Annotated in this window: 15 protein-coding genes and 1 pseudogene; 13 read left to right on the top strand and 3 right to left on the bottom strand. The window is 64.5% G+C overall.

The annotated features are described in order from the left end of the window. Nucleotides 1-15 precede the first annotated feature (15 nt). From GJ698_RS11765 to GJ698_RS11755, 3 genes are all read left to right on the top strand, one after another. On the top strand, nucleotides 16-1,794 hold the full coding sequence (locus tag GJ698_RS11765) for a DUF885 domain-containing protein (protein ID WP_154357818.1): 1,779 nt from the start codon (nucleotides 16-18) through the stop codon (nucleotides 1,792-1,794). 68 nt (nucleotides 1,795-1,862) lie between these two features. Beyond that, complete coding sequence (locus tag GJ698_RS11760) at nucleotides 1,863-3,194, top strand: DUF945 family protein (RefSeq protein ID WP_154357817.1); 1,332 nt, start codon at nucleotides 1,863-1,865, stop codon at nucleotides 3,192-3,194. Beyond that, nucleotides 3,191-3,994 carry a DUF6624 domain-containing protein gene (locus tag GJ698_RS11755; protein ID WP_154357816.1) on the top strand — a complete coding sequence of 268 codons (804 nt, stop codon included), beginning with the start codon at nucleotides 3,191-3,193 and terminating at the stop codon, nucleotides 3,992-3,994. Before GJ698_RS11760 ends, GJ698_RS11755 begins: the two co-directional genes overlap by 4 nt. A 2-nt stretch (nucleotides 3,995-3,996) precedes the next feature. Here the strand turns inward: GJ698_RS11755 and GJ698_RS11750 are convergent, their stop codons facing one another. Both GJ698_RS11750 and GJ698_RS11745 read right to left on the bottom strand, forming a co-directional pair. After that, the gene (locus tag GJ698_RS11750) at nucleotides 3,997-4,890 is read right to left on the bottom strand and encodes an NAD-dependent epimerase/dehydratase family protein (protein WP_154357815.1); all 894 of its coding nucleotides are present in this window, start codon (nucleotides 4,888-4,890) and stop codon (nucleotides 3,997-3,999) included. Nucleotides 4,891-4,992: 102 nt separating this feature from the next. Beyond that, nucleotides 4,993-5,502 (bottom strand): Csu type fimbrial protein, encoded by a 510-nt coding sequence (locus GJ698_RS11745; protein WP_154357814.1) that lies wholly within the window; start codon nucleotides 5,500-5,502, stop codon nucleotides 4,993-4,995. Between the two features lie 273 nt (nucleotides 5,503-5,775). Here GJ698_RS11745 and GJ698_RS11740 point away from each other — a divergent pair, with 273 nt between their 5' ends. Genes GJ698_RS11740 through GJ698_RS11705 form a run of 8 tightly spaced genes read left to right on the top strand, consistent with a single transcriptional unit; the run spans nucleotide 5,776 to nucleotide 11,403 of the window. After that, complete coding sequence (locus GJ698_RS11740; RefSeq protein ID WP_154357813.1) at nucleotides 5,776-6,633, top strand: urease accessory protein UreD; 858 nt, start codon at nucleotides 5,776-5,778, stop codon at nucleotides 6,631-6,633. 23 nt (nucleotides 6,634-6,656) lie between these two features. Beyond that, nucleotides 6,657-6,959, top strand: a complete 303-nt coding sequence (locus tag GJ698_RS11735) for an urease subunit gamma (protein WP_117010090.1) — start codon at nucleotides 6,657-6,659, stop codon at nucleotides 6,957-6,959. A 10-nt stretch (nucleotides 6,960-6,969) separates the two neighbouring features. After that, nucleotides 6,970-7,296 (top strand): urease subunit beta, encoded by a 327-nt coding sequence (locus GJ698_RS11730; protein WP_154357812.1) that lies wholly within the window; start codon nucleotides 6,970-6,972, stop codon nucleotides 7,294-7,296. Between the two features lie 8 nt (nucleotides 7,297-7,304). Continuing rightward, complete coding sequence (ureC, locus tag GJ698_RS11725; RefSeq protein WP_154357811.1) at nucleotides 7,305-9,005, top strand: urease subunit alpha; 1,701 nt, start codon at nucleotides 7,305-7,307, stop codon at nucleotides 9,003-9,005. A 16-nt stretch (nucleotides 9,006-9,021) separates the two neighbouring features. Continuing rightward, the gene (ureE, locus tag GJ698_RS11720) at nucleotides 9,022-9,525 is read left to right on the top strand and encodes an urease accessory protein UreE (RefSeq protein WP_154357810.1); all 504 of its coding nucleotides are present in this window, start codon (nucleotides 9,022-9,024) and stop codon (nucleotides 9,523-9,525) included. Further along, a complete protein-coding gene (locus tag GJ698_RS11715) occupies nucleotides 9,526-10,206 on the top strand; it encodes an urease accessory protein UreF (RefSeq protein WP_154357809.1) in 681 nt (226 codons plus the stop codon). It abuts the gene before it with no gap. A 16-nt stretch (nucleotides 10,207-10,222) separates the two neighbouring features. Further along, a complete protein-coding gene (gene ureG / locus GJ698_RS11710; protein ID WP_154357808.1) occupies nucleotides 10,223-10,846 on the top strand; it encodes an urease accessory protein UreG in 624 nt (207 codons plus the stop codon). An 8-nt stretch (nucleotides 10,847-10,854) separates the two neighbouring features. Beyond that, on the top strand, nucleotides 10,855-11,403 hold the full coding sequence (locus GJ698_RS11705; protein ID WP_154357807.1) for a HupE/UreJ family protein: 549 nt from the start codon (nucleotides 10,855-10,857) through the stop codon (nucleotides 11,401-11,403). A 1-nt stretch (nucleotide 11,404) separates the two neighbouring features. On the opposite strand, the gene GJ698_RS11700 is transcribed toward GJ698_RS11705, so the two are convergent. Beyond that, complete coding sequence (locus tag GJ698_RS11700; protein ID WP_154357806.1) at nucleotides 11,405-12,022, bottom strand: 1-acyl-sn-glycerol-3-phosphate acyltransferase; 618 nt, start codon at nucleotides 12,020-12,022, stop codon at nucleotides 11,405-11,407. 144 nt (nucleotides 12,023-12,166) lie between these two features. Between GJ698_RS11700 and GJ698_RS11695 the strand changes: the two genes are divergently transcribed. Then, on the top strand, nucleotides 12,167-13,507 hold the full coding sequence (locus GJ698_RS11695) for a sigma-54 dependent transcriptional regulator (protein ID WP_154357805.1): 1,341 nt from the start codon (nucleotides 12,167-12,169) through the stop codon (nucleotides 13,505-13,507). Between the two features lie 206 nt (nucleotides 13,508-13,713). Further along, nucleotides 13,714-14,156, top strand: a pseudogene (locus GJ698_RS11690) (hypothetical protein); the annotation flags it as partial.

Here is a 14,156-nt window from a genome sequence, read left to right as displayed (position 1 = left end):
TCTACCTGGAGTCTTATGGAAAAGAAGTTCAGTACCGCCATCGCCGGTGCATGCATGCTGTTATGCCTGAATGCGGCGAGCGCAACGCCGGCTGCGGCTGTCAAGGCCGGCCCGTCGGACGCCCAGTTCAAGGCCATCTACACCCAGGAATGGAAATGGCGCCTGAGCCAGAAACAGGAAGACGGCGAGGATGATGACGACAGCGGCGTCTCGCCATCGCTGCCGCAGATCGACGTCGCCACCCAGAACAGCCGCACCGCCTACTGGCAGGGCGTGATGAAGAAGCTGGACGGCATCAAGGAATCGAAGCTGTCGGCGCCGGAGCGCATCAACTACCAGGTCTACAAGGCGCAGATCGCCGCTTTCATCGCCGCCCAGCAGTTCAAGGAATATGAAAAGCCGCTGAATGCCGATACCGCGTTCTGGTCCAACATGGCCGGCACCGCGCGCCGCCCGATGACCAAGGACGCCGAGTTCCGCGACTACCTGAAGCAGCTGGCCGACGTGCCGCGCTACTTCAACGACGAAATCGTCAACATGCGCGCCGGCCTGGCGCGTGGCTTCACGCCGCCCAAGGTCACGCTGGTGGGCCGCGATGGTTCCATCACCTCGGTGACCGAGGCGAAGACGCCGCAGGACACGGTGTTCTACCTGCCGTTCAAGAGCATGCCGGCCGCCATGCCGGCGGCGCGCCAGGAAGAGCTGCGCGCGCAGGCGGTCAAGGTGATCCAGACCGTGGTGATTCCGGCGCACCAGGCGCTGTTGAAGTTCATGCGTGAAGAGTATGTGCCGAAGGCGCGCGAAGAACTGGCGGCGGAAACGCTGCCGGACGGTAAAGCCTACTACCAGTCGAAGATCGTCGAATTCACCACCACCTCGATGAGCGCGGACCAGATCCACCAGCTCGGCCTCGATGAAATGGCCAAGATCCGCAACGAGATGCAGGACGTGATCAAGCAGGTCGGCTTCAAGGGCGACCTGCCGGCCTTCCTGCACTTCCTGCGCACCGATCCGCAGTTCTACGCCAAAACGCCGGAAGAGCTGCTGATGCGCTCCGCCTGGGTGGCCAAGAAGTTCGACGGCAAGGTGTCGCAGTACTTCGGCTACCTGCCGCGCCGCCGCTTCGCGGTGATACCGGTGCCGGACGACCAGGCGCCGTTCTACACTTCCGGCCGCGGCGGTCCCGGCGTCTACCTGGTCAACACCTACAACCTGCCGGCGCGCGCGCTGTACAGCATGCCGGCGCTGACGCTGCACGAATCGGCGCCGGGCCATGCATTCCAGATGCCGATCGCGATGGAGCAGAAGGGGCGTCCGCCGTTCCGCAACGCCTACATCTCGGCCTATGGCGAGGGCTGGGCGCTGTACACCGAGCGCCTGGGCGCGGAGATGGGCATGTACGAAACGCCGTATGAAACCTTCGGCATGCTGAGTTACCAGGCCTGGCGCGCGTCGCGCCTGGTGGTCGACACCGGTATCCACAGCAAGGGCTGGACCCGCAAGCAGGCGCAGGACTACCTGCATGCCAACACCGCGCTGTCCGACCATGAAATCGAAACGGAAGTGGACCGCTACATTTCCTGGCCGGGCCAGGCGCTGTCCTACTACCTGGGCGAGATGAGCATCATCAACGCGCGCCGCAAGGCGGAAAAAGCACTGGGCCAGAAGTTCGACATTCGCGCCTTCCACGACACCGTGCTGCAACTCGGCTCGGTGCCGCTGCCGGTGCTGGAGGCGCGCATCGACCAGTTCATCGCCGACGGCGGCAAGAGTCCGTATCCCGATCTGGAGTGACAATGCGTGTATTTCCGGAGAGTATGGTTAGGTAAAATGCCACACCTTTGACTCTTCCGGCGTGCACCTTGAAACAGACATTCTTCGCAGTCACGATGGCCAGCGCCTTGCTGGCCATTCCTTCCCACGCCCAGGACGCGGCACCAGCCCACTTCCTCAAGCAAGAGACCATCATCACGCTGGGCGATGCCGCCAAGGAGGTCCAGGCTGTGCTGGGCAAGGAACGCACGCCCGGCAAGCGCCTCGAAGCCTATACCAAATTCCAGTTTTCGCCGGAATTGCGCCCCAAGCTGCAGGAGATCTTCGGCACCGAGCGTCCGCTGCCGATGACGCGCGTGGCCAGCGGACCGAAAGGGCAGGTCAACTACGTCGCCAGGCTGGCGCCATACGCCTACAAGCAGGATAACGGCACCGATTTCACCTGGACCGAACTGGTCTCGAAGGTCAATGTCGATAAGAGCGGCCGCGCAACCACCAGTACCACTGTGTGGCCGTCGCTGGTGATCTCGCGCCCGGATATGTCGGTGAGCCTGCTGAACATGAACATGATCAGCAAGCAGCTGACCGGCGCCGACGAAGTGGCCTACGGTACCGCCGTGTTCAAGATCGGCGGTGTCGTCATGCGTGATGCGCCGGCCGGCGGCACGGAACTCAAGGAGACGATGCGCTTCGAGGATATCGAGGCGAAGTCGGAAGTCCGGCGCCGTGGCGCGATGACCGAGATTATCTACGGTAGCTCGATCAAGGCTATCGTGTTCAGCGACGAGCGTGTGGAGCGCGTCAACACGGCCTTCCGCCTGACCAATGTGCCGGTCAAGGCGGTGGCGGATCTGGGCAAGCAGTGGCGCGAACAGCAGGGCAAGAAGCTGGAGACGGCGGAAGAGCGGCAGCAGTTGCTGAAAACGCTGCAAGACTTCGGCAAGCGCGTCGCCATTGCCGGCGCCACGCTGTTCATCGACGACATCAGCGTCGGCTATCGCGGCAACACGGCTTCGCTGAAGGGCCGCATCGGCTTCCAGAAAGTGCTGGAGGCGGATTTCAAGGATATGCCGGCGCTGCTGAAGAAGCTGGTCGGCCGCTTTGAGGTGCGGCTGCCGGTGGCGCTGGTGCGTGACGCATCGCGCGCCTTCATCACCAAGACCATCAATCCGGCGGCGCCGGATGCCGCCAAGCAGATCGATGCCGGTACCGATTCCGTCGTCAGCATGGTGGTCGGCAAGACCGTCAGCGGGGGCTATGGCATCGTGGAGCAGAACGAACTGCGCACCGTCATCGAGATCAAGGACGGCAAGGTGACGTTCAACGGCAAGCCGATCGAGGTGCCGGCAGGTGTGCTTAACAGCCTGAACGCCAAACCGGCGCCGCAGCCGGCGCCGGCGCCACCACAGGAGGCGCAATGATGCGGTATCCATGCATCCTGCTCATCGGCGTTCTGGCCGCTGTTGTGCTGTCCGTGCGGGCGGAGGACGGCCTGTCGCAGACCACGGTGTCGTTCTATGCCGACGGCAAGCCTGTCGGCGGAATCATCTTTGCCATCGGCGCCAAAACCGCGATGAGCGCCAAAGCCAATCATGCGGAGAACGACGAGACAAGCCGGCATTTGACCGGCAATGTGCAGGCGCGACTGATCCCGGACGGCGGCCAGCCCTTCCTCCTGTTCGGTGAGGACGTCGTACTAAGCAATGCATCCATCAGCGCTGAACATGCCAAGGCGGTGCGGGATCTGCAAGCAATGGGCGCGACCGATCAGTTGTATCGCGGCCGTTCCAGCAACGTCGAACTGACGCCGGATGAATGGAAGCAGCAAACCGCAATCGACGTTGCCAATACCAAGCGTGTGGCGGAGATCATCGATGCTTTCGGCTGGCCAGGATTGCGTTTCGCCGGTGCGGCGTCACAGACCGCTTTCCTGGTGGTGCAGCACGCGGACAACGACACCCAGCGTAAATACCTGCCGCTGTTGCGCGACGCGGTCAAGCGCGGCGACGCCAGGGGCGACGACCTGGCCCTGCTGGAAGACCGTGTCCGCGTCTTCGACGGCAAGCCGCAGCTATATGGTTCGCAGCTGTCGGGCAAGCCGTTGAAATTTTTTCCGATCGAGGATGAGGCCCATGTCGACGAACGGCGGCGCAGCATAGGCCTGCCGCCGTTGGCCGAATATGCCCAGATGTTCGGACTGACCTACACGCCAATCCGCTAGCATCAGGCGCGCAGCATGTCGCCCGCGATCCAGTCCAGCACTGGCGGGCGATGCGGCTGCCAGCCCAGTTTGCGTGCGCGCTCGCCGCGCACGCGGCTGTTGGAGCCCAGGCCGTACGAGGCCATTTCGTAGCCCCATTCTTCCTTGGCCTGTTCCAGCGGCCAGTCCTGCGCCGGACCGAGGTTGAGCGCCCTGGCGATCGCGTTGCTCATCTCGCCGAACGAGGCTTCGCCGCTTTCCACAAAGTAGAAGGTGCCGGCTTCGGTCTTTTCCAGCGCCAGCAGGTACAGGTCCACCACGTCGTCGATGTGGGTGTTGGACCAGATGTTGCGGCCGGGGCCGACGTGGCGCACGATGCCGCTCTTGCGCGCCTGTTTCAGCAGGCGTGGCAGCTGCACCGAGTCGCGCGGCAGCGCGCCGTGGCCGTAGATCAGGGTATTGCACAGCACCGCCGAGCGCACGCCCTTGTTGGCGGCGTCCAGCACCAGGGTGTCGATGGCGACGCGCGCGGCCTTATCTTCGGTGGGCGCGGGCAGCTTGTCTTCGTAGTAGATGTTGTCGGTGCCTTCGCCGCCCGATGCATCGCCGACGATGCTGGAGCCGCTGGTGTGCAGGAACACCTTGCCGCTGCCGGCCAGCGCGTCGATGAAGGCTTCCACTGCCGCGCGGTTGTCGCTGCTGGCGGCGTTGATGACGGCGTCGGCCGCCTGCGCCTGGGCGATCAGCAGGTCGCGGTCGGTCAGCGACCCGAGCACGCCGGTGACGCCGATCTTCTTCACTTCTTCCAGCTGCTCCGGCTTGCGCACCAGGCCAAGCACTTCATGGCCGGCCTTGACCAGGCCCGCGGCGATCGAGCCGCCGATAAAACCGGCGGCGCCGGTGACGAATACTTTCATGTGCTGCTCCCAGATCCATTACGAGAAGCAGACAGTATGGGGACCGCACGGTTGCACACCAATAGGGCGCGGCTCAAAGCTCCCTTGCGCCCGTATCAAGAATCAGAAATACACGGTCGCGGTGATGGTCGATTTGTAGGTGTCAGGTTGCGGCGTCGCCTGGGCCGGCACCACGCCGTACACCGTATGCGTGACCGTGACGCCCGAGCCGACGCCGGACTTGGTGTCGGTGCCTTGCGTATTGCCCCAGTTGGTGGTGCCCGCGGCCTGGTACAGATTGAAGGCGACGGTGCTGCTGTTGCCGCTGGTGCCGGTCATCAGGCGCGCTGCGGTGGTGGAGCCGACGCCGGTGCCGGCGCTCAGGCCGATGTTGTAAGGCGTGGTGTTGGTGCAGGTGACCTGCAGCGTGGTGTTGACGCTGACGTTGGTGGCCAGCACGCCTTGCGTCTGGCCGAAGTCCAGCGCGTTGGCGGCAATGGTGCAGTCGGCGATGATTTTCAGCGTGACGTCGAAGTTGGAGGTTTTGGCCCCGTTGCTGTAGACGGCTGCGCCACCCAGCATGGGCACCAACGAGGCGGCCACGATCGCCCGGGCCAGGAATTTGCTTTTCATGATGAATCTCCGTTCAAGTCAGGCAACTTTAGTTTCTGTTTCCTAATGAAACCAATTATTCCTCAACAATGAAAAAGCTGCTTTTGTCGCGTGAGGCCAAGCTTTTGCCCGCGTAGAAATCGCAAAATATATTTTCCATAGGGAACTTTTTACAACGGACGCACCTGATTGGTGCGTGATGCCGCATAACGGTGCGCGCTTCGACCGGCGCGGAGGCTTCGGGCTGGCATGACGATTGCATAGGACAGTACATTATTTTATCGTCCTCTTTATATGCCTGACTGCACCGCATCGCGTGACCTTGCCGCCAGCACCACCGCCTGGCAGGCCAGCCTCACGCTCGGTTTTGCGGATGACGCCGGCACCACGCGGCTGCTGAACAAAATCCACTACGGCCCGCTGCGCGTGCAGAAAGCCCTTTACCCGGAAGACCACAAGGTCTGCCAGGCCATCATCGTCCACCCGCCGGGCGGCGTGGTGGGCGGCGACCAGCTGGAAATCGACATCGGCGTCGGCGCCAGCGCGCATGCCTTCATCACCACACCGGGCGCCGCCAAGTGGTATCAGGCCAACGGCAAGCAGTCGCGCCAGACTGTGCATTTGCACGTGAACGAGAATGCGGCGCTCGAATGGCTGCCGCAGGAAACGATCTTTTTTGATACCGCTAACGTGGTGCTGGAGCAGCACGTGGAACTGGCCGCCGGCGCCACCTTCCTTGGCTGCGAAATCCTGTGCATGGGCCGGCGCGGTTCGGGCGAGGTGTTCCGCACCGGCCGCATCCGCCAACGCAACAGCATCCGCCGCGCAGGCCGCTTGATCTGGTGGGAGCAGGGCGACATGGTCGGCGGCCGCCTGGACAGCCCGCTGGCGCTGAACGGCCACACCGTATGCGCCACGCTGACCGCCGCCGGCAAGCCGCTGCCGGCCGCCGTGCTGAATGATATCCGTGCCGACATCGCCGCCGACGGCGCGCATGTTTTCGGCGTTACGCAAACCAAGGGGGTGCTGGTGGCGCGCCATCTGGGCGACGACAGCGAAACCGCGCGCCGCCTGATGCTGGCCGTGTGGCGCCGCCTGCGCCCGCATCTGCTGGAGCGCGCGGCCGTCACGCCGCGCATCTGGCAAACCTGACAAAGCAGAAAGAGCACAACGACATGGACCTGACTCCACGCGAAAAAGACAAGCTGTTGATTTTTACCGCAGGCATTGTGGCGGAACGCCGCCTTGCGCGCGGCTTGAAGTTGAATTACCCGGAAGCGGTGGCGTTGATTACCTGCGCCATCATGGAAGGTGCCCGCGACGGCAAAACTGTCGCCCAACTGATGTCCGACGGCACGCGCATACTCACGCGCGCCGACGTCATGGAGGGTATCCCCGAAATGATCCCCGACATCCAGGTCGAAGCGACGTTCCCCGATGGGAGCAAGCTTGTGACTGTCCACAACCCCATCCCATAAGGAGTTCATCATGATCCCAGGTGAATACAAGCTTGAAGAGGGTGAGATCGGTCTGAACGTGGGCCGCGAAACGGTCACCGTCGTCGTCACCAACCAGGGCGACCGCCCGGTGCAGATCGGCTCGCATTTCCATTTTTTTGAAGTCAATTCCGTGCTCAAGCTGGAACGCTGGAAGGCCTACGGCAAGCGCCTGAACATCGCGGCCGGCACCGCCGTGCGCTTCGAACCGGGCCAGCAGCGCACCGTGGAACTGGTGCAGCTGGATGGCGACCAGGAAGTGTATGGCTTCAACGGCAAAGTAATGGGCAAGCTGGACTCCAAACCACCAAAAAGCTAAAGGCTCTCATGGCTACAATCTCGCGCCGCGCTTACGCGGAGATGTTTGGTCCGACCACAGGTGACCGCATCCGGCTGGCGGACACCGAACTGTTTATCGAAATCGAAAAGGACTACGCCACCTACGGCGAGGAAGTGAAATTCGGCGGCGGCAAAGTGATCCGCGACGGCATGGGCCAGTCGCAGCGCGTAGCCGCCGACGTGATGGACACGGTGATCACCAATGCGGTGATCATCGACCACTGGGGCATCGTCAAGGCCGATATTGGTCTGAAAAACGGCGTGATCGCCGCCATCGGCAAGGCCGGCAACCCGGATATCCAGCCGGATGTGACGATGGCCATCGGCGGCGCCACCGAGATCATCGCGGGCGAGGGCATGATCGTCACCGCCGGCGGCGTCGACACGCACATTCACTTCATCTGCCCGCAGCAGATCGAGGAAGCGCTGATGAGCGGCGTGACCACCATGATAGGCGGCGGCACCGGGCCGTCGGCCGGCACCTCGGCCACCACCTGCACGCCGGGGCCGTGGCATCTGCACGCGATGCTGCAGGCGGCCGATGCGTTTCCGATGAACCTGGGCTTTCTCGGCAAGGGCAATGTCAGCCTGCCGGCGCCGCTGGAAGAGCAGGTGCTGGCCGGCGCCATCGGCCTCAAGCTGCACGAGGATTGGGGCAGCACCCCGTCCGCCATCGACAACTGCCTGTCGGTGGCGGACAGGATGGACATCCAGGTCGCCATCCACAGCGACACGCTGAACGAAGGCGGCTACCTGGCCGACACGCTGGCCGCGTTCAAGGACCGCACCATCCACACCTTCCACACCGAAGGCGCGGGCGGCGGCCATGCGCCCGACATCATCGCGGCGGTGGGCGAATCGAATGTGCTGCCGTCGTCGACCAATCCCACGCGGCCATACACGGTCAACACGCTGGACGAGCACCTGGACATGCTGATGGTGTGTCACCACCTCGACGCCGCCATCACCGAGGACGTGGCGTTCGCCGAATCGCGCATCCGCCGCGAGACCATCGCTGCCGAGGACATCCTGCACGACATCGGCGCGATTTCGATGATGTCGTCCGACTCGCAAGCCATGGGCCGCGTCGGCGAAGTGGTGATGCGCACCTGGCAGACGGCGCACAAGATGAAGGTGCAGCGCGGACCGCTGGCGCCGGATTCGTCGCGCAACGATAACTTCCGGGTCAAGCGCTACATCGCCAAGTACACCATCAATCCGGCCATCACGCACGGCATCGCGCATGCGGTGGGTTCGCTGGAAGTGGGCAAGATCGCCGACATCGTGTTGTGGAAGCCGGCCTTCTTCGGCGTCAAGCCGCAGATGATTTTAAAAGGCGGCATGATCGCCGCCGCGCTGATGGGCGATCCGAATGCCTCGATTCCCACGCCGCAGCCGGTGCATTACCGGCCGATGTTCGGCGCTTTTGGCGGCGGCTTGAAGAAGTCCTTCACCTTCGTGTCGCAGGCGGCGTATGACGCTGGCATCGGCGACGCATTGAAACTGAATAAAACGCTGATCGTGGCCAAGGGCATGCGCGCGCTGCGCAAGTCCGACATGATCCACAACAGCCTGGCGCCCAAGATGGACGTCAATCCCGAAACCTATGAAGTGCGCGCCAATGGCGAATTGCTGGTTTGCGAACCGGCCGTCGTCCTGCCGATGGCGCAGCGCTATTTCCTGTTCTGACCATGCTGACCGCTTTATGCTGACACTACATACCAAGATTCCGCAAGCCGACATCATCGCCGCGCAGCTGGTGCTGCCGTACGAACTGCGCGAAAAATGCCGCCTGCGTGCCACGCTGGACAACGGCGAAGACGTGGCGGTGTTCACCGTGCGCGGCACCGTGCTGCGCGACGGCGACCTGCTGACCGGCGAGGACCAGCGCGTGGTGCGCGTGGTCGCCGCGCTGGAGCCGACCTACAAAGTCACCTGCGCCGACGCGCATGCGCTGCTGCGCTGTGCTTTCCATTTGGGGAATCGCCACACGCAGGCGCAGGTGGGCGACGGCTTCCTGCGCATCCGCGCCGATGCGGTGCTGAAGGAGATGCTGGCCGGCCTGGGCGCCACGGTGCTGGAAGAGATGTCGGCGTTCGAGCCGGAGTCCGGCGCCTACGGCGGCGGCCATGGCCACCATCACGACAACGGTCCGCTGGCGCCGATCCCGCTGCGCCAGAAAATCCACCGTCCGAGCGACCCGAAATAAATGCAGGCCTCCGCGCTCCTCAACCTGCTGCAATTCGCCAGCCCGGCCTTGCCGATTGGCGCGTACAGCTATTCGCAAGGGCTGGAGGCGGCGCTGGAAAGCGGCGCGGTGCGCAACGCCGACACCGCGCGTGCCTGGATCGTGCACCACCTGCACGAAGTGGTGGCGCAGTGGGAAGCGCCTATCACCTGGCGCCTGATGCAGGCCTGGTCGCAACGCGACTGGAACGCCGTCAGCGACTGGAGCGAAAAATTCATCGCCTCGCGCGACAGCGCCGAATTCCGCGCCGAGACCATCCAGATGGGCTACTCGCTGACCAAGCTGGTCGCCGAACTAGGCATTACCGATGCCGCCATGCTGGATCACCTGCAATCCGAGCCGGAAGTGGCGCTGCCCACCGCCTTCAGCTGCGCCGTCGCCGCCCTGAACATTCCGCACGACGCCGCGCTGCTGGCCATGCTGTTTGCCTGGGCCGAAAACCAGGTGCTGGTCTGCGTCAAGTCCGTGCCGCTGGGGCAGGTGGCCGGCCAGCGCATGCTGCTGTCGCTGCGCGAAGAGATCGAAGCCGCCGCCCGCCAGGCGCAAACCGTCAGCGATGACGACATGTGCAACTGGGCGCCGGGCCTGTCGCTGCTGTCGATGCAGCACGAAGTTCAATACAGCCGTTTATACAGATCCTGAAAGAGCACACCTAAAAATGAACACCTCCAATCCTCTCCGCGTAGGCATCGGCGGCCCGGTAGGCTCCGGCAAAACCGCGCTGTGCGAAATGCTGTGCAAGGGCATGCGCGACAAGTACGACATGGCCGTCATCACCAACGACATCTACACCAAGGAGGACATGGAGATCCTGCTGCGCGCGGACGCGCTGCCGGCTGAACGTCTGATGGGCGTGGAAACCGGCGGCTGCCCGCACACCGCCATCCGTGAAGACGCCTCGATCAACCTGGAGGCCATCGCCCGCATGCAGGCCGACTTCCCCAACCTGGACCTGATCCTGGTGGAATCGGGCGGCGACAACCTGGCCGCCACCTTCAGCCCGGAGCTGTCCGACCTGACCATCTACGTCATCGACGTCGCCGGCGGCGAGAAGATTCCGCGCAAGGGCGGTCCCGGCATCACGCGCTCGGATCTGCTGATCATCAACAAGACCGACCTGGCGCCGCACGTCGGCGCCGACCTCGATGTGATGGCGCGCGACGCCAAACAGCAGCGCGGCGCGCGTCCCTTCATCTTCACCAATCTGCGCAGCGGCGAGGGCGTGACCAAGGTGATCGACTTCATTCGCGAACAAGGCCTGCTGGGCCAAACCCCACACTAGGAGCTCACATGAAAAAGACTGTCGCAGCCTTGGCCTTGGCCGCCACCAGTACGGCCGCACTGGCGCATACCGGCGCCGGCGTGCACACGCACGGCTTCCTGCAAGGTTTCGCGCATCCGTTCACCGGCCTCGATCACCTGCTGGCGATGCTGGCGGTGGGCGCATGGAGCGTACGCCAGCCGAACGCCAAATGGCTGCCGGCCACCTTCATCGGCATGGTCATGGCCGGCATGGCGACCGGCGCGCTGGGATTGCATATTCCGGGACTGGAAACCGGCATCGCGCTGACGGTGGCGCTGATGGGCGTATTGATCGCGGTGGCGGTGCGGCTGCCGGCAGCCGCAGGCGCGGTGATGGTGGGCGCGTTCGCGCTCCTGCACGGCAACGCGCACGGCCACGAACTGCCGCAGATGAGCAGCGCGGCGGGCCTGCTGCTGGCCAGCGCCTTGCTGGTGTATGGCGGGAATCTGCTGGGCCGCATCAGCCCTGCGCTGGCGCTGAAGCTTTCCGGCGCCGCGATTGCCGCCACCGGCGTGATGCTGGCGGCGACCGCCTGACTCAGACGCGTTCTTCGGCGCGGCGTTCCTGCAGCACGACGGGCGCCTCGTTTTGCGGGTACAGGCCGTGGTGGCCGGCATAGACGGCGCGGATGGCGGCCATGTCGGCCGCCTGGTCGCCGCTCAGGTGCAGGTGGTCGACCACGCCCAGCGTCTTGTTCGGATAATCGATGTACACCAGGCACAGCGGCACCTTGGCTTCCAGTGCCAGGTGATAGAAGCCGCTCTTCCAGTTGGGACGGTGGCTGCGCGAGGCTTCCGGTGTGATGGCCAGCCAGTACCAGTCGGCCGCGTTCATGCGTTCGGCCTGCGAGCGTATCATGCCTTGCGGCGCGCTGCGGTCCACCGGTTCGCCGCCCAGCGCGCGGAACCAGCCGCCCAGCGGCGACTTGAACAGCGAATCCTTGGCCAGCCAGCGGAACGGCAGCGCCAGCGCCCATTTGCCGAACAGGCCGACGAAGAAATCCCAGTTGGAGGTGTGCGGATAGATGACCGCGATGCCGCGCGGGCCGGGCAGCGGACGGTACAGCATGCGCCAGCCGAACAGGTTGAGCACGCGCAACGACGCGCGCTGCGTCCAGCTTGGCAGGGCGGCCGGTTTCAATTCAAAGTCAGTCATCTCACTACATCCCGTTGTTGTTTTAGGCTTTATGCACTATTGACAGGCTGTTATTCGCCTGCTTAAAAAGTAGCGCGCATTCTATATTGGCCTCCGCGGCGGAGCAAGCCTTGAACTTTTCATATCATTTCCCGTCCAATAGGCATGACGACGAAATCGATACTCTGCGTGGGCGTCGGCGAACCGGGCCTGCCGGCGGACTGGGAGGTGCGACGGGCCCACACGCTGGCCGAAGCGCGCCGTCATTTGAAGGCGTTGCCGTGCGCCGTGGGCCTGCTGCTGGTGCAGGACATGGACAACTGCGCCGACCTCAACGCTTTCCTGCTCGATCACTGGTCGCCGCACTGGATCGCCGTGCTGCCGCCGGCGGCGCTGGGGCAGGCCGCCTGGCGCCATCTGCTGCGCGACCATTGCGCCGATTACCACACCTGGCCGGTGGACAGCCAGCGGCTGCGCCACGCGCTCGGCCATGCGCTCGGCATCGCGGCGCTGCGCGGCGAGGAGGCCGCACCGCGCGCCAATGACGACGCCACGCTCACCGGCCAGAGCGCCCCCATCACCCGGCTGCGGCGGCAGATCGTCAAGGTGGCGGCGGCCAGCGCGCCGGTGCTGATCTGGGGCGAGAGCGGCAGCGGCAAGGAGCTGGCGGCACAGGCCGTGCACGCGCATTCGCCGCGCCGCAACGGGCCGTTCGTGCCGATCAACTGCGGCGCGATTCCGGCGTCGCTGATCCAGTCCGAATTGTTCGGCCACGAGCGCGGCGCTTTTACCGGTGCGGCGCGCGACAAGCGCGGCCTGGTCGAAAGCGCGCAGGGCGGCTCGATCTTCCTCGATGAAATCGGCGACCTGCCGCTGGAGCTGCAGGCCAACCTGCTGCGCTTCCTGCAGGAGAAAACCATCTACCGCGTCGGCGGCACGCGCAGCATCGCGGTCGATGCGCGCGTGATCGCCGCCTCGCACGTCAACCTGCCGCAGGCGGTGCAGCGCGGCGCCTTCCGCGAAGACCTGTACTACCGCCTGAACGTGCTGGCGCTGGACGTGCCGCCGCTGCGCGAGCGCAAGGACGACCTGCTGCCGCTGGCCGAACATTTTTTCCATACCTTTTCCAGCGAACGGGCGCCGCGCGTCAGGGGCTTCAGCAGCCGCGCCGCGCAGGCCATCCGCGAGCACGACTGGCCCGGCAATGTGCGCGAGCTGATCAACCGCGTGCGGCGCGCCATGGTGATGGCGGAAGGGCGCCTGATCCTGCCGCAGGACCTGGGACTGGCGGCGGGGGCGCCGGCACGGCCGCCGCTGCAGCTGGACGACGCCCGCATCCGCGCCGAGCGCGACGCCATCGACGCCAGCCTGCTGCGCGCCGGCCGCAACATCACGCTGGCCGCGCGTGACCTTGGCGTATCGCGCATGACGCTATACCGCTTGCTGGCCAAGCATGGGATCAGCGCGTCGTCGCAAGACCGTTACAGCAATGCGTCGAGTGAATAAGGGGAGCGCGGCCACGCGCACTGTCGCGTCGCTGTGACGGTTTACGGCGCCAATCAAGCGGCGCGGCCGGGGCGCCTGCCGGCTTCTCTTTTGATATCAAAGCCTTGACGGCGCTGGCACCAAGATTGCGAAAGCCGTAGGGCGGGAGACAGGTCTCCATGCGCACACACATTCACCTTCCATCCATTCTTCAGGCAGGAGCAACCATGAAAAAATCGTTAATCGGAGCCGCGATCGCGCTGGCTTTCAGCGCACAGGCCTATGCACAGACCACCACCACGCAGTCCGGCGCCGGGGCGCATGCCAGCGACAATGCCAGTGCAACCCAGGACAGCAGCAACAAGAACAACAATAACAACAGCAGCGGCGCAGCCAGGGCCAACGCACTGGGCAGCGCGGCGGCCAACAACGGCGGCAGCGCCACCGCGACCTTGAGCAACGCCTACAACCAGTCCAGCGCCGACGCCACCACCACGCTGACCGGCACGGTCAGCAATAACACCGTGCAGGATATCGGCAACCGCGCGTCCAACACCGGTAACAGCAATGGCGGTGTCGGCTATGGCGGCGTGGGCGGCGCCGCCACCGGCGGCAGCGCCACCGGCACCGGGGCGGCAGGCGGCGCCAGCTATGGCGGCAGTGGCGCGGC

Origin of the sequence: Duganella aquatilis (assembly GCF_009674565.1) — a bacterium.
Lineage (GTDB): Bacteria > Pseudomonadota > Gammaproteobacteria > Burkholderiales > Burkholderiaceae_D > Rugamonas > Rugamonas aquatilis.
Note: the sequence above shows the minus strand (reverse complement) of the source record. Positions and strands in the feature narration are given on the sequence as shown.

What these genes read in the sequence shown, in the direction of transcription:
- GJ698_RS11765 (WP_154357818.1), top strand. Translation starts at nt 16, where the DNA reads ATGGAAAAGAAGTTCAGTACCGCCATCGCCGGTGCATGCATGCTGTTA.
- GJ698_RS11755 (WP_154357816.1), top strand. Translation starts at nt 3,191, where the DNA reads ATGATGCGGTATCCATGCATCCTGCTCATCGGCGTTCTGGCCGCTGTT.
- GJ698_RS11750 (WP_154357815.1), bottom strand. Translation starts at nt 4,890, where the DNA reads ATGAAAGTATTCGTCACCGGCGCCGCCGGTTTTATCGGCGGCTCGATC.
- GJ698_RS11745 (WP_154357814.1), bottom strand. Translation starts at nt 5,502, where the DNA reads ATGAAAAGCAAATTCCTGGCCCGGGCGATCGTGGCCGCCTCGTTGGTG.
- GJ698_RS11740 (WP_154357813.1), top strand. Translation starts at nt 5,776, where the DNA reads ATGCCTGACTGCACCGCATCGCGTGACCTTGCCGCCAGCACCACCGCC.
- GJ698_RS11735 (WP_117010090.1), top strand. Translation starts at nt 6,657, where the DNA reads ATGGACCTGACTCCACGCGAAAAAGACAAGCTGTTGATTTTTACCGCA.
- GJ698_RS11730 (WP_154357812.1), top strand. Translation starts at nt 6,970, where the DNA reads ATGATCCCAGGTGAATACAAGCTTGAAGAGGGTGAGATCGGTCTGAAC.
- ureC (WP_154357811.1), top strand. Translation starts at nt 7,305, where the DNA reads ATGGCTACAATCTCGCGCCGCGCTTACGCGGAGATGTTTGGTCCGACC.
- ureE (WP_154357810.1), top strand. Translation starts at nt 9,022, where the DNA reads ATGCTGACACTACATACCAAGATTCCGCAAGCCGACATCATCGCCGCG.
- GJ698_RS11715 (WP_154357809.1), top strand. Translation starts at nt 9,526, where the DNA reads ATGCAGGCCTCCGCGCTCCTCAACCTGCTGCAATTCGCCAGCCCGGCC.
- ureG (WP_154357808.1), top strand. Translation starts at nt 10,223, where the DNA reads ATGAACACCTCCAATCCTCTCCGCGTAGGCATCGGCGGCCCGGTAGGC.
- GJ698_RS11705 (WP_154357807.1), top strand. Translation starts at nt 10,855, where the DNA reads ATGAAAAAGACTGTCGCAGCCTTGGCCTTGGCCGCCACCAGTACGGCC.
- GJ698_RS11700 (WP_154357806.1), bottom strand. Translation starts at nt 12,022, where the DNA reads ATGACTGACTTTGAATTGAAACCGGCCGCCCTGCCAAGCTGGACGCAG.
- GJ698_RS11695 (WP_154357805.1), top strand. Translation starts at nt 12,167, where the DNA reads ATGACGACGAAATCGATACTCTGCGTGGGCGTCGGCGAACCGGGCCTG.